Consider the following 19,572-nt stretch of genomic DNA (forward strand, 5'->3'; position numbering starts at 1 on the left):
TGGCAAATTAACCGCTGATCAGGCATCATGCGGCAAGAATGCCCTTATATGACATGGTTTGCAGATAGCTGGTTATACGGCAATATGCCTGTGCAAGTGATTGAGAGCGGAAGCAGCCTGACACTTTTTGTTTGACCTTGCTCATTCTTAAATCTCGTTCACCACGATTATTGGTAAATGGCACCAATGGATTTTTGGTAAAGAGCAACACCGCATCCGCGTATTTCTGCAATCTTTCGAGCAAGTTATGCGCATCCGACTTGGCGATTTTACCGCGCTTACCTTCGGGTTTGTTGGGTATGGCTGGCATTTCCAATACCCCTTTTGCAAGGATGCGTTGATAGTATTTATGCAGTTGCGCATACGCCTTGTCCGTGAGGCACTTGTCCTCGCGTTTGGAAACGCGTTTAATGTCAGATGTCTTTGGGTGATTAATGGGTTTGTAGTAAGTGTGCTGGCCGACGAGTGCGCACAATCATCAATTATGTAACAAGCCTAGCCAGACCTTGAGCGTCTTGATATCTTGCAACATGAGCAACTCTCTTTCCAGGTTGCTGACGGTCTGCTCGGCCCTTACTGTGTTGATGTGAAGTTGCTGCATGATGCTATCTGGACGCATCCGAACAAAGGGGAGGATGCCGAATTGCCCTTTAAACCTATCCTCTGTGTAAAAAATCTCCTGCTCCAGTTCGGCAAGCTGCTCTTTAAGAATCTTTGTGAAATGTTTTAACCTACTCTCTGAGAGATTATTAATGATGGTTTGATCAATATGCTCCAGTTCAAGTTGCAACTCCAATAATAGCAATAGGTTTTTCTTATCATAGGCCTGATTAACACGCTGCATTAGCGTCGTTTTCCGTTCGCGCTCCTCCGGGTTAGTTTCCCGATCAGGATGCAACATGCTGACTAATTTACGGTAGACCTCCCGTACAGACTGCCCGATCTCATGATCTTCAGCCTTTTGTTGCTCTTCTTTGGCAATCTGCTTTGCTGATTTTTTTCGTGAGGCTCGCCGTGCCGCTTGCGCCTCACGGGCAGCCTCAAACGCTGCCTGTTGTTCCAGCATACGTTCTTGAGCATGCTTTAAAAACGCTTCAGGTGACAAACCCTCCAGACCCTCACCCAGATCAACACCCATCATCTCTTCGAACATCAGCCTCATCTCGTTCGCCGCTGTCGATTCCTCGGTATCGTAGTTCGATCCACTATGCTTATTGTAGAGGCGCTTCATTTGCTCATCACCCAGATCGGCAGCCAAATCGCCTGCCAGATCACTAATCAGAAAAGCAACCTCTCGGCGCTCAGTGGCTGTTAACCCTTTCTGATCATAAGCACGATCCAGACAAAGCACCATCTCAACTTGTAGCTTTGTCGCGGATTCAATCAGCGGAAGCAATTCGCTAACATGGCGTTTTTGATAGTGCGGAATAATTTCTTGCCAGGCAGCCAGATAGGTGCGTTTGTCCTCAATCTTTTTGATCAGGGTATTAAAAGTTTTCTGCGTTCTGGACAAAGTTGACTGGTTTTGCCCAGTGGTGATACTGATCGCTTTGGTTTTTAGTGTAAGCATAATGCGTTGGTCGTTATGTAGAAATCGGCCTGACGGCCAGGTTAAATGATTAAAAGTTTCTGATGTATGTTTATTTGCAATCCTATCGGTATTATTGAACAAATCAGACCTTTTAAGCAATTATAAGCTCAAGAGGCATTATGTCGGATAACTTTACATCTGAGTATCTCCATACTGTTAATACCGACCCCAAACTGACCCAGACTACCGATATGCACCCACCCATCCACGCGGATCGACGTATTCCAAGGCGGGATAGCCGCCTTGCCGCGATGAGTTTGAAACCAGGTTAAATATTAAAACAGGCGCGGTGCGCTACGCGCAGAACGGCACGTCGCCCGTGAACGAATAGCCTGCTGGCAAGCCAGCCCCGACTAAATCACGCTCAGTCGCCAAAACCGCGCCTGACCGCTCAAGTCGGCTCTACCGAGGGCTATTTAACAAAATTTAGGGAGATAAAAAGCAGCTTGTAGGAAATGTCCTATTGAGACTTGGTGTAACCTGTGGCGCTCAATCGATCAGAGCTGACTTGCTGAAGCGTCAACACCCTTGATTTTATTTCGTGAAACTTCAACTTCTTCTTATCCAGGTTCCGTAGTGAGGCCCTGATGGATTGTTGACGCTTGCGCAGCGCTTTACGTTCTAATATTAGATCACGAACAATGCTGAGTAATTCAGTGGCGTTGTCGTAATTAAGATCTGAATAAGGCGTCTGTTTAATTTTAGTGTTGGGTGATACAGGTTTTGGCGTCATCACCCCATTCGCCTGTGGGATCCAGCAAACCAGCACAGGTGTTCTCCATTTGTCACCGCCTTTCAACTTCCACCACCTGACATCGATGCTGTGGTACATGCCAATTGGTTGTGATGTTCGTAAGGCTTCGGCGCTTAATTCGATTAATTTATCTAATTCGATCAACCGAGCATAGTATTCCATCAACAGCGCATTAAGCGCCCTGATCTCATCCTGAATTAACGGCGTATTGTATTCAACACCTACTTTAGATTCCTCGCCACCCCGTTCAGCCCACATACCTTTTTTAGTCGGTGCTGTAGGTCGTTTAATCGGCGGCCTAATTTGTTTGGATTTTTCCATGTAATGATTAGCCTGGGTGTCGATAGGAAATCTATTTTAGCTCAAACTTAAAGGTATTAGGCAGGTGTTGACAGTATGAAAAGAAAAGGTGCGCCGTGGTTATAAATTCAGAATTATTGTAGAAGTGAGCGCGGAATGGAAATCAATAATTTCTTAGGCAGGTTCATCCAGTTACAAGATTTAGGGAAAGGGAAAAGCACGAACTGGTTATCGTTAGAAAAAATTGTGGAGATGTAAAAGTGAGGTAAGCGCTGAAGATTTTAATATTAAAAAAGTAGCTTAATGTAATCCTAGCTGCGCTAGGATTGTTAAGCGTAGATGGTTATAAATTGAAGGGTTTGAGGTTTAGAAAAGTAAAGTTATTGGATATTGAAAAAATGAAGGATTCGACTTTGGTGGTGTTATAAAAAAGCATGGATTTTGGATTATATGAAGCGTGGTAAAGAAATTGTGACGCGCTACAGGGCTGAGTATCGGCAAGATAAAAATAATGGCTTAAAACGGCTTAAATTGAATAGCGGGAATTTATTTAAAAATTGAGCTGGCCATGAATAAAAAAATTAGCGATATTCGGTTGAGATGTTTTTCAAGATGAATATGAATATAAAAAATGTTTATTTGCAATCCATGGCCACCGCACAACAAATAAAATCCTTAACAGGAATGCGCACACCCACCCAAGTCCAAGTTGCCCTCCCCCATCCAAATAAATCCAAGGTGAAGTAAAAGCGCTTTCACCAACCAGGTTAAAACCATACATCAGTACGGCAATTTGATTGCACCTGTCGTGATGAAAAAATTCAAAGTGAAAAAGGTATTATGAATCAATGCTGAATTTTAATATCCCAATTTACCGTACCTATAAATTGAATTCAGATCATTTGTGGATTTGTAAATTATAAATTGAGTGCGGGAATGATGTGCGAGATTATTTTAGGCAGGTTCATCCAGTTGCTAATGATGAATGTGAGTTTAATGAAATTGTGAGTTTAAAAAAACGAGATTGCAGGACAGGTTTAAAAAAATGTATGACTGAGAAATATTTATTAAAAAAATAAATGATGAAGTTGAAATCTGGTGAGGACTAATCAGTTAAATAAAATATAGATTTTTATTTGTGCGACCAAGACGGGAGTTATAAAAAAATAATGAACTGGATAAAATTATATAAATTGTGGAATGGAATTTTGTAGAGAAACGGCACGACTTAAATAAAAATATTTTTCTGACAAGACATCTGACAAGACAAACGTTCATCACAGATTAAATAAATTGTACATTTTTAAGAAGAAGGAAACAGCATGCCCCGCCGTTCGATCTTGTCTGCAAATGAGCGCGAAAGCCTTCTGGCCATCCCGACAGCCGGGGATGAGTTGATCCGTCTGTATACCTTCAGCGAGGTCGACTTGGCACTCATTCGCCAGCATCGCGGTGCTCAGAACCGGTTGGGCTTTGCAGTTCAGCTTTGTTACATGCGCTACCCTGGCATCTTGCTGGGCGTTGATGCCGAACCTTCCGCCCACTTACTGAACATGGTGGCGAATGAGTTGAAGGTTCCCCGCGAGGCTTGGAACGACTACGGGCACCAGCGTGCCGAAACGCGGCGCGAACATCTTTTGGAACTCCAAGCCGCTTATGAATTTCAGTCGTTCACCACGTTGAGCCACTATCGGGCCGCAGTGCACAGCCTGGGTGAGCTTGCCTTGCAGATTGACAAGGGCATCGTACTGGCCAGTGTTCTGGCCGAGTCGCTGCGTAGCAAGGGGGTGTTGTTGCCCACCGTTGACGTCATTGAGCGTATTTGTGCCGAAGCCATCACCCGTGCCAACAAATGCATTTATGCGGCACTGTCAGATCAGCTGACCCGCGCCCACCGCCAGCGACTGGATGAGCTACTGTTGCACAAGGAGGGGAGCAAGACAACCAAGCTGGCCTGGCTGCGCCTATCACCCAAGAAGCCAAACTCGCGCCACATGCTGGAGCATATTGAGCGCCTGAAATCATGGCAAGCACTTGATCTGCCAGCCAGTGTTGAACACGTGGTACATCAAAACCGTCTTCTCAAAATCGCCCGAGAGGGTGGGCAAATGCGGGCCTTTGACTTGGCCAAGTTCGAGCCGCAGCGGCGCTATGCCACCTTGGTAGCGCTGGCCATTGAGGGCATGGCTACGGTCATCGACGAAATAATCGACCTGCACGACCGCATCATCGGCAAGCTGTTCAACGCAGCCAAAAACAAGCACCAGCAGCAGTTTCAGGCCTCCGGCAAAGCCATCAATGACAAGGTGTGCCTCTACAGCCGTATCGGCTTGGCGCTGATTGAAGCCAAGAAAACAGGCGCTGACCCATTCGCAGCCATTGAATCGGTGCTTCCTTGGGAAGACTTCGCCGAGAGCGTCAGCGAGGCACAAGTGCTGGCCCAGCCCGAGAGCTTTGATTTCCTGCACCGCATGGGTGATGGATATGCGACTTTGCGCCGCTATGCGCCTGAATTTCTGAATGTGCTGAAACTGCGTGCCGCGCCAGCAGCCAAAGATGTACTGGAAGCTATCGAGGCACTGCGCTTGATGAACTCCAGCAACGCTAAACAAGTGCCAGCGGACGCGCCCAGCAAATTCATCACGCCCCGCTGGGCACGGTTAGTCAAAACCAGCAATGGTTTCGACCGCCGTTTCTATGAGCTATGCGCCTTGTCGGAACTGAAGAACAAGCTGCGTTCAGGTGATGTGTGGGTGCAAGGTTCTCGCCAATTCAAGAACTTCAATGAGTACCTTGTCCCTGTCGAGAAGTTCACCACAATGCAACTGGCCGACGAATTGCCGCTGGCCGTGCCAACTGACTGTGACCAGTACCTCCATGAGCGGTTGACGCTGCTGGAATCCCAGCTTGCCAAGGCCAACTTGATGGCGCTAGCCAACGAGTTGCCGGACGCCATCATCACCACAGCCACGGGTTTGAAGATCACGCCACTGGACGCGGTAGTACCCGATGAGGCACAAGCCCTGATAGACCAGTCGGCGGCACTGCTGCCCCACATCAAGATTACCGAGCTGCTGATGGAGGTCGATGGGTGGACTGGCTTTACCAACCACTTCACCCACCTGAAGTCCGGCGACGTAGCCAAAGACAAAACATTGTTGATGACAACCCTCCTGGCTGACGGTATTAACCTGGGGTTGTCCAAGATGGCCGAGTCCTGCCCTGGCACCACCTACACCAAGCTAGCTTGGCTGCAAGCCTGGCACATCCGCGATGAAACCTACAACGCCGCCTTGGCCAACCTGGTGAATACCCAATTCCGGCAACCTTTTGCCGACCACTGGGGGGATGGCACCACGTCCTCATCGGACGGACAAAACTTCCGGGTAGGCAGCAAGGCCCAAAGCACCGGCCATGTCAATCCAAAGTACGGCTCGGAACCGGGGCGCACCTTCTACACCCATATCTCCGACCAGTACGCACCGTTCAGCACCAAGGTGGTCAATGTCGGGGTGCGCGACTCCACCTATGTGCTGGATGGCTTGCTGTACCACGAGTCGGACTTGCGGATCGAGGAGCACTACACCGACACAGCAGGTTTCACCGATCACGTCTTTGGCCTGATGCCCTTCGTAGGCTTTCGGTTCGCGCCGCGCATCCGTGACTTAGGCGAGACCAAGCTCTTCATTCCGAAAGGCGACACCGTCTATGACGGTCTCAAACCGATGATCAGCGGTGAGCGATTGAAGATCAAGCAGATTCGTGCCCATTGGGATGAAATCCTACGGCTCGCCACATCCATCAAGCAAGGCACCGTGACAGCTTCGCTGATGCTGCGAAAGCTAGGCAGTTACCCACGACAAAACGGTTTGGCGGTGGCACTGCGTGAGTTGGGCCGCATTGAGCGCACGCTGTTTATTCTGGACTGGTTGCAAAGCGTGGAGTTGCGCCGCCGCGTCAATGCCGGACTGAACAAGGGAGAGGCGCGTAACGCGCTGGCCAGGGCTGTGTTCTTCAACCGACTGGGCGAAATCCGCGACCGCAGCTTTGAGCAGCAGCGTTACCGGGCTAGTGGTTTGAACCTGGTCACGGCGGCCATCGTTTTGTGGAATACGGTCTACCTGGAGCGGGCCACAGCCACTTTGCGGAACCATGGCCAGGAGGTGGACACCTTGCTATTGCAATACCTGTCGCCACTGGGCTGGGAGCACATCAACCTGACGGGCGATTACGTCTGGCGCTCCAGCGCTAAGATCGGGGCAGGTAAGTTCAGGCCGTTGCGGCCGATGCCTGGGGCTTAACGTACTTTAAATTCCGTTTTCTACAGCGACCCCTACACAACTAAATCCTTTGCTCGACCTTAGGTAAATGCCCCTTATCGGCGATTGCCAAAGAATGTTATGTGCACTAGCGCACAGACTTAAGCATGAGCGAATGCTTCAATGAGCCTATGAACTCGTGCTTAATTATTCTCCCAGAGGATGGGCTATGAGGTTGAGGTGAAAAATGTATATCGGTCTCGGTACTGTAGTACTCATTGTTATTATATATCTTGTCTTTTTTCGTTAAATATCTCCTGAAACGATAGTCAAACTGGACGAGATTCAAGTGTAGTTTATCTAGAACCAGTTGCTGATTAGATATTGTCGATAATTTTTACCATGAAGGATTAATTATGAATAAGAAACTGTTAATTTCCACCTTGCTTTTAGCTGCGATTACCATACCATTTCAAGTAACAGTGGCCGCTGATCAAACAAGCACCCAAACTCAACTACAAACGCAGAATCAGATATATGGCAGTCAATTAATGACGCTTCAAGAACGTACAACTTATCGTAATGAAATGCACAGGGCAAAAACTGAGCAGGCGCGTGAACAAATTCGCAGCCAGCATCACGAACAAATGCAAGTTAGGGCTAAAGAACGGGGTGTTACACTGCCTGACAGCCCTCCAGCAATGGGAGGCGGTATGGGGCCAGGCATGAGTGGTGGGGGAATGGGACCTGGTGGAGGTAAAGGGGGTCACTGAGCATCATATTCAGCGAGTGATCCGCCCTAAACAACTAGCGGATTAAACCGGTCGATGCGACATAGCATAATCTGTTCGCAGCTATCTAACGCATAAATTAGGCACAAAGGATACGGCGATGTCATCACCGCACAAGCAATTATCAAAGAAATTCAAGCTGATGATAACGCTTATATCGCAACACACAGCACCACTTTCTTTCAAGAGCTGGCCAAAGGGCAGCATCCGCGGGCAACTGTAGTAACCTGCTCAGATTCACGCGTGCACACCAACATGCTAGACAAAACACCTGAAGGTGATTTGTTCATGGTTCGCAACATCGGCAATCAATTATCAACAGCCAAAGGTTCTGTGCAATATGGAGTAAATCATCTTGCTTCCTCTCTATTGATTTTTATTGGCCACTCCTCATGCGGTGCTATCAAGGCTGCCAGTGGTGACTATTCTACTTTAGAGCCGGAAATCAAGAACGAACTCGATACTATCAGCATCACAAAAGGCGGTTCCAATATTGATGGAGTAAAGACTAATGTCAATAACCAAGTGGCTGCGGCACTTAAGGAGTGGGCAGACAAAGTGAAGAATGGTGAATTATTGATAGTAGGTGCAGTATATGATTTTGCAGATGACATGAAACAGGGAGCAGGCAAACTTAACATTATCAATATCAATGGCAATACTGAAGCTAGTGAAATTGCGAAATCTCTTTCAGCAAAACCGACAGCAGCTCAACACTAGTTATACTAAGTGTAAAAAGTAGTAACGAAAAGCTGGTTAAATCCGGCTTTTCGTACTTTTACAAAGACTGCAAAGGCAGTCTGTTGCGTTTCACCCCTATTTTTTGATCTCCAAATGATTATGGATAGTATGAACACCATCAACGCTACGAACTAATTTGTCTGCATAATCAATTTGACTCTGATCATCAACAACACCTGTGAGCATGACATCTCCATTCGTGGTCACGGCTGTGATGCGAAAGCCTTTTAGAATATCATCCTGAACCAGCGCTGATCGTACACCCTGATCCACGCCGCTATCGTTAATGTGAGCCGCTTCAGTAGCACCCTGCTGAGTACTCGGCATCTCTGTGGGCTTATTACAACCAGCGATCAACATCGTCGCCAGCGCTGTACCCACAATAAGTAATCCTTTGTGCGTTTTCATCTTGAATATCTCCTCAAACAGATAACCATCAAATGATGGCTCCATGTGAAAAATTACTGCATTATTCCTCAGATAACTGTTCGCTACCGAACATTAGTCTAATTGTTAAGTAGCGTTTTGAATTAAGCCACTTTGTCTGAATGTTTGCATTACATATTGACCCGCCTCAAGAGAGGCTACATGACAAATTATCAAATTTGGTGGGTCAGCCGAAAATACAAAAGATGGATCAATCTACGGTGCAAGTTAACATTATGAGTAAGCATATGATTAAGAAAGGTCCATGCTGCAACCTTAATGCATAACAAATAAGTTCAGATGTGATCGCTGAGTGATCACAATCTGAACATTTAGTTAGGGCAAAACTACAGAGTCTAAAAGCACTATTTTAGCGAGTCTCAATTTACGACTATATTAGTTCTATTTACGACTTTATTAACCTATTTACGACTTTAATTGTGCAGAATATTAATTGCGCAGTATTGCGACCTACTCAACCGTCACCGACTTGGCCAGGTTACGCGGTTTATCAACGTCCGTACCTTTTTGTAGTGCTGCATGGTACGACAAAAGCTGCAAAGGTATGGTATGCAAAATCGGTGACAGCCAGCCAGCATTGTTAGCTACCTGCAGCACATGCACGCCATCACTGTTGGCAATTTGCGTGTCAAAATCCGCAAACACATACAACTCGCCACCGCGCGCGCGGACTTCTTGCAAATTGGATTTGAGTTTTTCCAATAAGGCATCGTTAGGCGCGATCGCAACAACGGGCATGTCTTTATCGACCAATGCTAACGGTCCGTGCTTCAGCTCACCCGCTGGATAAGCTTCGGCGTGAATGTAGGAAATTTCCTTGAGTTTTAATGCCCCTTCCATGGCGATGGGGTAATGCATGCCTCGTCCAAGAAACAAAGCATGCTGTTTATCAGCAAAACGTTCTGCCCATTGTGCGATCGCAGGCTCCAGTGTTAATACGCGCTGCACTTCTGCTGGTAATGCGCGTAAAGCGTGAATATATTTGGTTTCATCTTCTGACGTTAAGCGGCCACGCTGTTTGGCGATAACCATGGTAAGCAAGAATAATGCGGCTAACTGCGTAGTAAACGCTTTGGTAGACGCGACGCCAATTTCGGGGCCGGCACGGGTGAGGAAACGTAATTTAGAAGCGCGCACCAAGGCGGATTCAGGCACGTTGCAAATCGACAAGGTGTGCTCATGTCCCAGGCTCACTGCATGACTGAGTGCTGCCAGGGTATCCGCAGTTTCGCCGGATTGCGATAAAGTCACGACCAAAGCACGAGGGTTCGGCACGCTGATGCGATAACGGTATTCGCTGGCAACTTCGGCGCGACATGGAATGCCTGCGATTGCCTCTAGCCAATATGCTGCTACGCTGCCTGCATGGAAGCTGGTTCCGCACGCCAGTATGGCAACGGCATCGATTTGCGCAAAAACGTTTTCGGCTTCAAAACCAAATATGGCTGATGATAATTGCTCGCCCATCACTGCATCTTGCAAAGTATCGATCAACGCACGAGGCTGTTCGTGGATTTCCTTTTGCATAAAATGACGATAGTTACCCAATTCAGACATTTCTGACGACTGCTCTGAAACAAATACATTACGCGTAACAGCTTGCCCAGCCGCATCGTAAATATTAATTGCCAGCAGTCCGATATCAGCAATATCGCCCTCTTCCAGATAGATCATTTTCTGGGTGACGGGTAACAATGCGGATACATCCGAGGCGATAAAATTTTCTTCTATGCCCAGCCCTATCAGTAACGGGCTACCGCGACGCGCACAAACTAAACGTTGCGGCGCATCAGTTGCAACTACGCCGATAGCAAATGCGCCTTTTAAATCAGCCACAGCTTGTTGTGTCGCAATTAACAAATCAGGTTTTATTTTGTAGTAGTGGTGGACTAAGTGAGCGATTACTTCAGTGTCTGTTTCGGAAGTAAAAACATAACCCAACTCGCGCAAATGCAAGCGCAATGCTTCGTAATTTTCAATGATGCCGTTATGCACGACTGCGATAAGGTCATGGCTGACATGCGGATGCGCATTAGCTTCATTTGGCGCACCATGCGTCGCCCAGCGAGTATGTGCAATACCCAATCCACCATGAACGTGCTGTTGTTTGACAGCTTCCGCCAAGGACGCAACCCGCCCTATACTCCGTACGCGATGCAAGCCATTGTTGATAACAACCAGACCCGCTGAATCATAGCCGCGATATTCCAGACGACGCAGGCCTTCCAATAAAATTGGTACTACGTTACGTTGCGCTACTGCACCGACTATGCCACACATAATTTAACCCTTTGCTTTTTTGACTGGACGTTGCCAGCCTGTAATTGTTAACTGCTTGCTACGCGACAAAGTGAGTTCACCTGCAGGTGCGTCTTTGGTAATGGTCGAACCAGCCCCTATGGTTGCGCCTTTACCAACGGTAACGGGCGCAACTAATTGGGTGTCAGATCCTATGAAGGCATTATCTTCTATCACCGTACGGAATTTGTTCGCACCGTCATAGTTGCAAGTAATTGTACCTGCACCTATATTGACCTGTTTACCTACTGTGCTGTCGCCAACATAGGATAAATGATTGATTTTTGAACCCACATCTATCTGGCTATTTTTGATTTCCACAAAATTACCGACATGTACATCTGCTGCCAAAGTGGTGCCTGGGCGCAGACGCGCGTAGGGTCCAATATGATTATGCTCGCCCACCACTGCATCAACCAAATGTGAATATGGCTGGATCTGTGTGCCAGTCCCGATCTCCACATTACGCAACACACAGTGAGCGCCCACACTCACGCCATCAGCCAATTTAACTGCGCCTTCAAATATGCACCCGATATCTATACTGACATCACGACCGCATGTTAATTGTCCGCGCACATCGATGCGCGCAGGGTCAAGCAGGGTCACGCCCTGTATCATAAGCTGCTGCGCAACATGATGTTGGTGCAAGCGCTCCAACTCTGCCAATTGAACTTTGCTGTTTACACCCATCGTTTCCCAAATCGCAGCAGGCTGGCAAGTTTGTACCGCCACGGCATCGGCGACGGCCATGGCAATGATGTCGGTCAGATAATATTCACTCTGCGCATTGTCATTGTTCAACTGCGCCAACCAGGTTGCCAGACGCTTACTTGGCACTGCCATTAGCCCAGTATTTACCTCCTGTATCTGGCGTATAGCCGCGTCTGCATCTTTATGCTCTACGATGCGCGTCACTTGTCCTTGTTCATCACGCACAATCCGTCCATAGCCAGTGGGATCCGGCAGATTCACGGTTAACAATGCCAGCTCATCCTGTGCTGCAATCGTTACCAGAGCTTGCATGGTTGCAGACATCGTCAAAGGCACATCGCCATACAGTATCAATGTCACGTCTGCATCTGTCAGATGCGGTACAGCCTGCATCACTGCGTGTCCTGTACCATGCTGTTCAGCCTGTAATGCCCACACAACATCCCCCGCCGCCAAAGCCTGCGGCACTTGTTCACCACCATAACCATAAACCACACACATTTGCTGCGGTGACAAACTGCGGGCAGTATCGAGCAAATGCGCCAGCATCGGGCGACCCGCCAAGGGGTGTAACACCTTGGGCAAATCAGACATCATGCGTGTGCCACGCCCTGCTGCGAGAATAACTATGTTAAATAAAATAGCCATGATTGATTGAGAAAATGATTAATGAAGCAAGTATAGCAAATTGGGTTTTATTGTAGCTGTCATTATGACGTAAGCATTCTCTGTAACAATCAGAAACATAAAGATACATTCTGTCAAAAATTTTATTTGTCAGATTGACACTCTATAAATCGAGGTCTATATTCAATTACAAGACGTAACAAAATCAAACTAAACGATCTTATCTTTACCTGGTGTATATCATGAATAAAAAATCTCTGAATCACATAGGAAGTTTACGTTTAATTAGCGCCTCACTGATGATTAGCGGTTTATTTAACCCTAACGTTTATGCCAGTGATCCAGTTGTGAACACAACTGCTGCGCGCCACCAAGCCATGGCCGATGCGCGAGCGGGGCATTTGGAAGCAGCCATCAAGAAACTGACGGAACTCCACGCCAGTGCGCCAAATGATATGGTGCTCACAGCCGATCTGATGGTGTTGCTGCGTCAGGCTGGCCGTAACGCTGAAATCATTGCCCTCTCCCAACAAGCACCTATTACCAGCCTGCCAGACTACGCACTCATGCCATTAGCAGGCGCGCTACGTGATGAAAAAAAATTTGTTGGTGCGCAACACGTATTAGCGGATAGCCGACAACGACTGGGTTCCAAGGCACAAATTCTATATGCAGTGGTAACTGTAGAGGCAGGACAACCTAAGGAAGCGATTGCTGCCTTGCCGCCTGAAACAACTGCGAATCTGGATGGAGATGACTTTGCTGGTATGGCTTATGTTTACCGCATGGCAGGTAACCCAGCACAATCTGAACGTTTAGCAACCATTGCTTTAACAAAAGACCCTGACAATAAATTAGGTGCACGTGAACGCGTATTTGGATTAGCCGATTTAGGTGCGTCCAGCATGGCTTTGCAATATGCCCAGCAACGCCCCAAGATATTTACACAATATGAGCTGGATTACCTGAGTGCTGAACAATCGGCTCTAAACACCCGCAATGCGTACCAAGAGAGACGCCGACTCGACACGCAGGACACTTACCGACAACACAACCAGGCTCTGCAAGCATCCTTAGCCGAACTTGATGCCAATTTAGTCAAATTTGCTAACGAACCTGATTTACTTTTACGCACCCATTACGATCACATTTTCGTTCTGAGCAGCCTGGAAATGATGCCGCAAGCTATTGATGAATACTCTACACTCAAACCACCAATACCAAGTTATGTACGCGGAGCAGCAGCCGATGCTTATTTAAAAATGCACCAGCCTGAAAAAGCCGCGCCGCTTTATGAGCAGCTGATAAAAGAAAATCCGCTTGCCAACGTCGAAGTATATATGGGGTTATATTTTTCCTATGTTGAAAGCGAACGCTATGACGATGCAGCACGCATCCTGGCACACGTCGATAAAACCACACCGATTTGGCATAACGGCCAAGCCGCCAATGTAGAACGCCTGGAAAACTGGGAACGTGTTGACGTGGATGACCAGCTAGTGATGGATGCCGCCTATCGCAACCAAGACGCGTTAGCCGAACAACGCATTGATGCACTGGTACAAAACGCACCACGCAACGACAACCTCATCAATACTAAAGCCACCATAGAGCGCTGGCGTGGGCTGCCATTAAAATCAATGGTCACTACCCAACAAGCTGCTATATATGCACCCAACAACAAAGATACGCGTATTAACCTTGCGAATAATGCTAGAGACTTGGGTCAATATGATATCTGGGGCAAACAAATTACGTCATTAATGCATGATTTCCCAACTGACAATTCATTGCAAATCAAATCCAGTTATGAACAATGGCAGGATCGCAGCCGTCCGTCTATCAGCTCTGAATATACCTATGGAACCAGTCGCGGCAATGCCACGCTAGTCAGGGGTAGTGCAGATCAGGAACTGTTAACAACACTGAACTCGCCATGGACTGCATCAGGCTGGCGCGGTTTTGTGCAGCAGCATTATATTTGGGGCGACTACGATACCGGCGCACTTAACTACAACCGCTTAGGCTTAGGTGCCGAATGGGAATGGGGTCGTAAACATGCTTGGGGCGTGCTCAGCAATGATCAGTTGACAGGCAATCATGTCGGCGTTGCTGGCGGTTGGTCGCAATGGCTAAATGATAATTGGCAGTACACTATAGCAGGCGACACATACTCAACAGATACACCATTACGTGCAAAAGAAGTAGGATTGTCAGGCAAGTCTATCGGTGCGGGTTTGATTTGGAGACAAAACGAATCTCGCAACGCTTATATGAATTTAACCATGCTAGATATTAGCGATGGTAATAAACGTATAGATTTTAGTACCGGAATTAGTCAGCGGCTGTGGGCTAATGCTCACCACATTACCACTGGCGGTATAGATTTGGATGCCGAACGCAATACTCATACTTCTCCAAACGACAATTATTTCAACCCGGCCAGCACCGAAGGTGCTTCCCTACGTCTTGAACACAGCTGGATTACCGGCGACGTTATGAACGTTCATTCACTCAGTACTTTAGAGTAACCGCAGGTGAAGCACGGCAATCAGACTATGGCAGCTTCCCTACGAGCAGCGCATTTTATGAACACCAATGGCAAGTTAGTCGAGCATGGGAACTGCATTATGGTATAGGCTGGTCCAGCCAGTCCTATGATGGCCAAAACGAACAACGCACTTACGGTCTAATTGGTTTTTCGGGAGTATTCTAATGAGCCAACTTAATATACGACGTGCTACGATATGTTTACTTACCAGCTTGGCTATCACCAATTATGCGCAAGCTGACAACATAGATAAAGCCATACAACCCCTGTCAATATCAGCGATATCTCCTAATGTCAGCATCCCCAAAGGACAGTATGTCAGCCTTTGTTTTCATGACATTAGAGATGATGTAATACCCGCTGTCGATACTGATCCCTATGCAACAAATACCAGACGACTAAGCGAGTTTTTTGACTGGATGCATGCACATAATTGGCATCCAATATCAGTACAGCAAGTAATTGATGCCAAGAATGGCAAAGGCGAACTACCAGATAATGCCGTGCTACTTTCTTTCGATGACGGCCTCAGAAGTATCTACTCCAAAGTATTCCCTCTCTTAAAAACGTATCATTATCCCGCTCTATTTGCACTCGAAACCGACTGGTTAACACAAGTTAACCAAGCCCACAGCGTTAACTACCATTCAGAAAATTTTGCTTCAAATGATGCAACGGTTGCACCTGATACCAATACCGTCATCTATAACGACCTACCCCGCGATCAATCTGGCTTTATCACATGGCAAGAATTACAGGAAATGCAATCGTCTGGCCTAATCGAATTTGCCAGCCACACTAACGACTTGCATCGCGGCATACTCGCCAATCCTGAGGGTAATGTTGAACCCGCTGCGATTACACGAGAGTACTTCCCCAAGCTAGGGCGTTATGAAACTGATCAGGAATTCCACACACGGGTACTGAATGATTTACGCCTCAGCAGTAACATCCTGAAAGAAAAAACAGGTGTCACGCCAAGAGCGATAGTCTGGCCTTATGGTGCGATGACACCTGAAGTAGAAAGCATTGCGCGCGAAGCAGGATTTATTATTTCTTTCGGCTTAAGTGACAGTAAACTCAATACACAAAATCAAAGCCTGATGTCAGTAGGAAGGTTACTCATCAGCAGTGATCCGGATGCCGTTGCAATAGAGGCTCAAATTGCGCAATCTATCATTCCACCCAAGCAATTCGAACGTGCAGTTCAGGTGGATATGGATTATCTGTACGATCCTAATAGTGCAGAACAAACTAATGCTAATCTGAGCAAATTGCTTGATCGTATCAAAGCAATGCGCATTAGCACTGTTTATCTACAAGCCTTTGCTGATCCTGATGGTACTGGCAATGCCAAAGCACTATATTTCCCTAACAATGAACTTCCAATGCGTGCCGACTTGTTCAACCGCGTCGCCTGGCAACTCAGCACACGAACTGATGTACGAGTGTTTGCATGGCTACCCATGCTGGCTTACCAGTTACCCGACTCAGCTCAGCAACAGCGACTGTCAGTCAAAATTAAAGATGCTAAAGATCAGCTTGTTGTCGCTCATGGTGATTATCAACGACTCAGTCCATTCCTGCCTGAATCAGCCAAAATCATCGGCAATATCTATGCTGATTTAGCCAAAAATAACTCCGGGCTGGATGGCGTGTTGATACACGATGATGCTTATTTAGCTGAAAATGAGGATCAGTCTACTAACGAGCCTGGTGCACGCTGGCCTAACACCAACGAGGCTATTACAACCCCTGATTTGACACCCAGACAAAAAACAGATGCCTTGATTGCTTTCGGCGATGGCTTGATTAGTCGCATGAAGCCATACATTAACGTAAGTAACCCTTTCAGCGTTGCACGTAATTTGTATGCGCGCGTGGTGCTCGATCCGGCTGCTGAGAGCCGCTTTGCGCAAGCACTTGAGCCATTTATCGAACACTATGATTTTGTTGCCCTCATGGCCATGCCCTATCTTGATGGCAGCAATGAGCCACCTGCACAGTGGTTAGCGCAGCTTGCTGATGCAGTTAAAAAATCACCGAATCCTGATGCCACTAAAAAAGTAGTATTTGAATTACAAACCAAAAACTGGCAAACCAAAGAATGGATTCCAGCTACAACTGTTAAATCATGGATGCAGTTATTAACAAATAAAGGCATAACCAACCTGGCTTATTATCCTGATGATTACATCAATAATCACCCTGCGTTTCAACCAATCTATCAAGGCTTTAGCTTAAGCGAATTCCCTCATTATCAGGAGCCAAAATAAAATGGATACGCTATTCACTAATCTCACTACGTTCCTCTCAGGGAACAATGCCTCGCTCAGTGACATATTGTTCAACTATGCTTTCTTTTACCCACTAGCCATGGCATGGATGTGGATAATTGGTGGTTTATGGTATTACATACGATGGGAAAATCGTAATCATGGCGGCCCAGACACACCACCCGAAACAACGTCATACCCACCTGCGACCATACTCATCCCCTGCTTTAATGAGTCTATTAATGTTCGCGACACCATAGCCTACGCTGTTGCCAGCGAATACCCGGATTTCGAGGTCATTGCTATTAATGACGGATCTAAAGACGAAACAAAAGATATACTTGATGAGCTGTCCAAGCAATATAGCAACCTTCGCGTTATCCATTTAGCGCGTAATCAGGGTAAAGCCATGGCATTACGTGCTGGTGCAATTGCCGCTAAAAACGAATTCCTTATCTGCATAGATGGTGATGCGATGCTGCATCCAACGGCATTGGGCTGGATAGTTTATCACCTGAACTCTGGCAACCGCGTAGGTGCAGTAACAGGTAATCCTAGAGTGATTAATAGAACCACTTTGCTTGGCAAGCTACAAGTAGGTGAGTTTTCTTCAATTATTGGCTTGATGAAACGTGCTCAACGTGTCTACGGACGCATTTTTACCGTTTCTGGCGTAATTGTGGGATATAGACGTAGCGCTTTACATCGCGTAGGTTACTGGGATGAAAACATGGTGACCGAGGATATAGATATTTCATGGCGCTTACAAATGGACCATTGGGATATCCGTTTCGAACCTGATGCGCTTTGCTACATCTACATGCCTGAGACTTTTGTAGGGCTGTGGAAACAACGCTTACGTTGGGCACAAGGTGGCGCCGAGGTGCTGATGAAATATGCCAGCGGCTTACTAAAATGGCGCAACAGAAGATTCATATTGGTTGCCGTTGAATACATCTTGTCAGTAATATGGGCCTATGTGATGTTTAGTATCATTGTTCTGTATCTGGTAGGCCAACTAGTTCCTTTGCCACATGCATGGCAGGTAGCTAGCTTGCTGCCTCACTGGAATGGTGTTGTTCTAGGTCTGACCGCGATGACGCAATTCGCCGTGAGTCTAATTATTGATAAGCGCTACGAACCCAAAAAACAATTTTTGCTTAATTACTTCTGGATAATCTGGTATCCACTGGCATTCTGGCTACTATCATTATTAACCACTGTAGTTGCCGTACCCAAGGCCATTATGAAACGCAAAAGTCTGCGTGCCCGCTGGAACAGTCCAGATCGTGGCGTGCGTCCAGCGGAGGATATAGAATCATGAATACTCAACAACGCCCTCGTATACCTGAAATTATACACAGACCCGAATTAATTAATTTTCCATTACGGGAAGTATTCACTGTCATTGCCGCGATTGGCTGGGTGATTTGGCTATATATCATTTCCCCTCTGTTCGCACTATTAGCATGGCTGTTTGGATATAACCAATTCACTTCGTATGTTCTGGATGATCCACTTCATACCTTGGAAACATTACAAATATATTCTTATGCAGTACTTGCTGGTGGCTCGCTTTTTATCTTATGGGGAAGTTACAACTGGCTACGCTTCAGAACCAGTCAGCGCCGTGGTTTGGCACAAATTGCCAGCCCTGGTGACATTGGACTGAGCTTCGGGCTAACAGAGGAACAGGTAAAATTTGCGCAGCAGAATAAATCGCTTAATTTTTATTATAATGATGAAGGCGCAATCATCGCTATAGAAAAGTAAACATCTTGAACGGCTGATTTATTTCAGCCGATCTTGATCCTCACGCCTGAACTCACCCTCTATTACATCGTCAACAGGCTTAATTGTTTGTGAGCGACGACCGAACAAACTAGCAGGCACTAGTAGCAACAAAATTGCCAATACATCACTAATTACACCAGGGAAAATCAATAATCCACCTGCGATCATGGTGCGACCACTTTCAAACAAAGCCCGTATCGGTGAGCCACCAGTCTGCACAGCCATCATCATACGGCCTATAAATGCTAAACGCTCTTCAGCAATTAACATTGCGCCGGCAAACGCGGATGCCAACAATAACGCGACAACCCACCAACCTATGCTTTGGTACACTTTTACCAGCGTATAAATTTCCAGCGCAGGGAAACTCAATACTATAATGGCACCTATTAGAAACTTCATATTTTTCCTTACTGAACGCTTGCAAAG

16 protein-coding genes are annotated in these 19,572 nt (G+C 46.8%); 9 read left to right on the forward strand and 7 right to left on the reverse strand.

Features of this window, described 5'->3' with window-relative positions; translation table 11 throughout:
* Positions 1–25: 25 nt before the first annotated feature.
* Positions 26–475 (reverse strand): IS66 family transposase, encoded by a 450-nt coding sequence (locus tag SFSGTM_RS16380; protein ID WP_162086091.1) that lies wholly within the window; start codon positions 473–475, stop codon positions 26–28.
* Positions 476–478: 3 nt separating this feature from the next.
* Complete coding sequence (locus SFSGTM_RS16385; protein ID WP_162086092.1) at positions 479–1,570, reverse strand: J domain-containing protein; 1,092 nt, start codon at positions 1,568–1,570, stop codon at positions 479–481.
* A gap of 140 nt (positions 1,571–1,710) precedes the next feature.
* Here SFSGTM_RS16385 and SFSGTM_RS16390 point away from each other — a divergent pair, with 140 nt between their 5' ends.
* Positions 1,711–1,863 carry a hypothetical protein gene (locus tag SFSGTM_RS16390; RefSeq protein WP_162086093.1) on the forward strand — a complete coding sequence of 51 codons (153 nt, stop codon included), beginning with the start codon at positions 1,711–1,713 and terminating at the stop codon, positions 1,861–1,863.
* Positions 1,864–2,051: 188 nt separating this feature from the next.
* On the opposite strand, the gene SFSGTM_RS16395 is transcribed toward SFSGTM_RS16390, so the two are convergent.
* Entirely contained in the window at positions 2,052–2,666 is a 615-nt protein-coding gene (locus SFSGTM_RS16395; protein WP_162086094.1) for a hypothetical protein, read from the reverse strand.
* A 1,301-nt stretch (positions 2,667–3,967) separates the two neighbouring features.
* Here SFSGTM_RS16395 and SFSGTM_RS16400 point away from each other — a divergent pair.
* The 3 genes from SFSGTM_RS16400 to SFSGTM_RS16410 all read left to right on the forward strand — a co-directional run bounded on the left by SFSGTM_RS16400 (position 3,968) and on the right by SFSGTM_RS16410 (position 8,415).
* Positions 3,968–6,946 (forward strand): Tn3 family transposase, encoded by a 2,979-nt coding sequence (locus SFSGTM_RS16400; protein WP_162084761.1) that lies wholly within the window; start codon positions 3,968–3,970, stop codon positions 6,944–6,946.
* Positions 6,947–7,320: 374 nt separating this feature from the next.
* Positions 7,321–7,677, forward strand: coding sequence for a hypothetical protein (locus SFSGTM_RS16405; RefSeq protein ID WP_162086095.1), 357 nt, complete (start codon positions 7,321–7,323; stop codon positions 7,675–7,677).
* A 207-nt stretch (positions 7,678–7,884) separates the two neighbouring features.
* Positions 7,885–8,415, forward strand: coding sequence for a carbonic anhydrase (locus tag SFSGTM_RS16410; RefSeq protein ID WP_269780112.1), 531 nt, complete (start codon positions 7,885–7,887; stop codon positions 8,413–8,415).
* 96 nt (positions 8,416–8,511) lie between these two features.
* On the opposite strand, the gene SFSGTM_RS16415 is transcribed toward SFSGTM_RS16410, so the two are convergent.
* From SFSGTM_RS16415 to glmU, 3 genes are all read right to left on the reverse strand, one after another.
* Positions 8,512–8,889, reverse strand: coding sequence for a BON domain-containing protein (locus SFSGTM_RS16415; RefSeq protein ID WP_198420579.1), 378 nt, complete (start codon positions 8,887–8,889; stop codon positions 8,512–8,514).
* A 444-nt stretch (positions 8,890–9,333) separates the two neighbouring features.
* On the reverse strand, positions 9,334–11,163 hold the full coding sequence (glmS, locus tag SFSGTM_RS16420) for a glutamine--fructose-6-phosphate transaminase (isomerizing) (protein WP_162086096.1): 1,830 nt from the start codon (positions 11,161–11,163) through the stop codon (positions 9,334–9,336).
* A gap of 3 nt (positions 11,164–11,166) precedes the next feature.
* Entirely contained in the window at positions 11,167–12,543 is a 1,377-nt protein-coding gene (glmU, locus tag SFSGTM_RS16425; protein ID WP_162086097.1) for a bifunctional UDP-N-acetylglucosamine diphosphorylase/glucosamine-1-phosphate N-acetyltransferase GlmU, read from the reverse strand.
* Positions 12,544–12,764: 221 nt separating this feature from the next.
* Here glmU and pgaA point away from each other — a divergent pair, with 221 nt between their 5' ends.
* The 5 genes from pgaA to pgaD are packed head-to-tail and all read left to right on the forward strand — an operon-like array spanning position 12,765 to position 19,122.
* Positions 12,765–15,053, forward strand: coding sequence for a poly-beta-1,6 N-acetyl-D-glucosamine export porin PgaA (gene pgaA, locus SFSGTM_RS16430; protein WP_162086098.1), 2,289 nt, complete (start codon positions 12,765–12,767; stop codon positions 15,051–15,053).
* The gene (locus tag SFSGTM_RS17350) at positions 15,002–15,238 is read left to right on the forward strand and encodes a hypothetical protein (protein WP_353545287.1); all 237 of its coding nucleotides are present in this window, start codon (positions 15,002–15,004) and stop codon (positions 15,236–15,238) included. The genes pgaA and SFSGTM_RS17350 overlap by 52 nt, the downstream gene beginning before the upstream one ends.
* Positions 15,238–17,349 carry a poly-beta-1,6-N-acetyl-D-glucosamine N-deacetylase PgaB gene (gene pgaB, locus SFSGTM_RS16435; protein ID WP_162086099.1) on the forward strand — a complete coding sequence of 704 codons (2,112 nt, stop codon included), beginning with the start codon at positions 15,238–15,240 and terminating at the stop codon, positions 17,347–17,349. Before SFSGTM_RS17350 ends, pgaB begins: the two co-directional genes overlap by 1 nt.
* A gap of 1 nt (position 17,350) precedes the next feature.
* Positions 17,351–18,673 (forward strand): poly-beta-1,6-N-acetyl-D-glucosamine synthase, encoded by a 1,323-nt coding sequence (gene pgaC, locus SFSGTM_RS16440; RefSeq protein ID WP_162086100.1) that lies wholly within the window; start codon positions 17,351–17,353, stop codon positions 18,671–18,673.
* Positions 18,670–19,122, forward strand: a complete 453-nt coding sequence (gene pgaD, locus SFSGTM_RS16445; RefSeq protein WP_162086101.1) for a poly-beta-1,6-N-acetyl-D-glucosamine biosynthesis protein PgaD — start codon at positions 18,670–18,672, stop codon at positions 19,120–19,122. The genes pgaC and pgaD overlap by 4 nt, the downstream gene beginning before the upstream one ends.
* A gap of 18 nt (positions 19,123–19,140) precedes the next feature.
* On the opposite strand, the gene SFSGTM_RS16450 is transcribed toward pgaD, so the two are convergent.
* Positions 19,141–19,545 (reverse strand): FxsA family protein, encoded by a 405-nt coding sequence (locus SFSGTM_RS16450; protein ID WP_162086102.1) that lies wholly within the window; start codon positions 19,543–19,545, stop codon positions 19,141–19,143.
* Positions 19,546–19,572: the final 27 nt, after the last annotated feature.

The sequence above is a fragment of the Sulfuriferula nivalis genome, from assembly GCF_009937995.1.
GTDB lineage: Bacteria > Pseudomonadota > Gammaproteobacteria > Burkholderiales > Sulfuriferulaceae > Sulfuriferula > Sulfuriferula nivalis.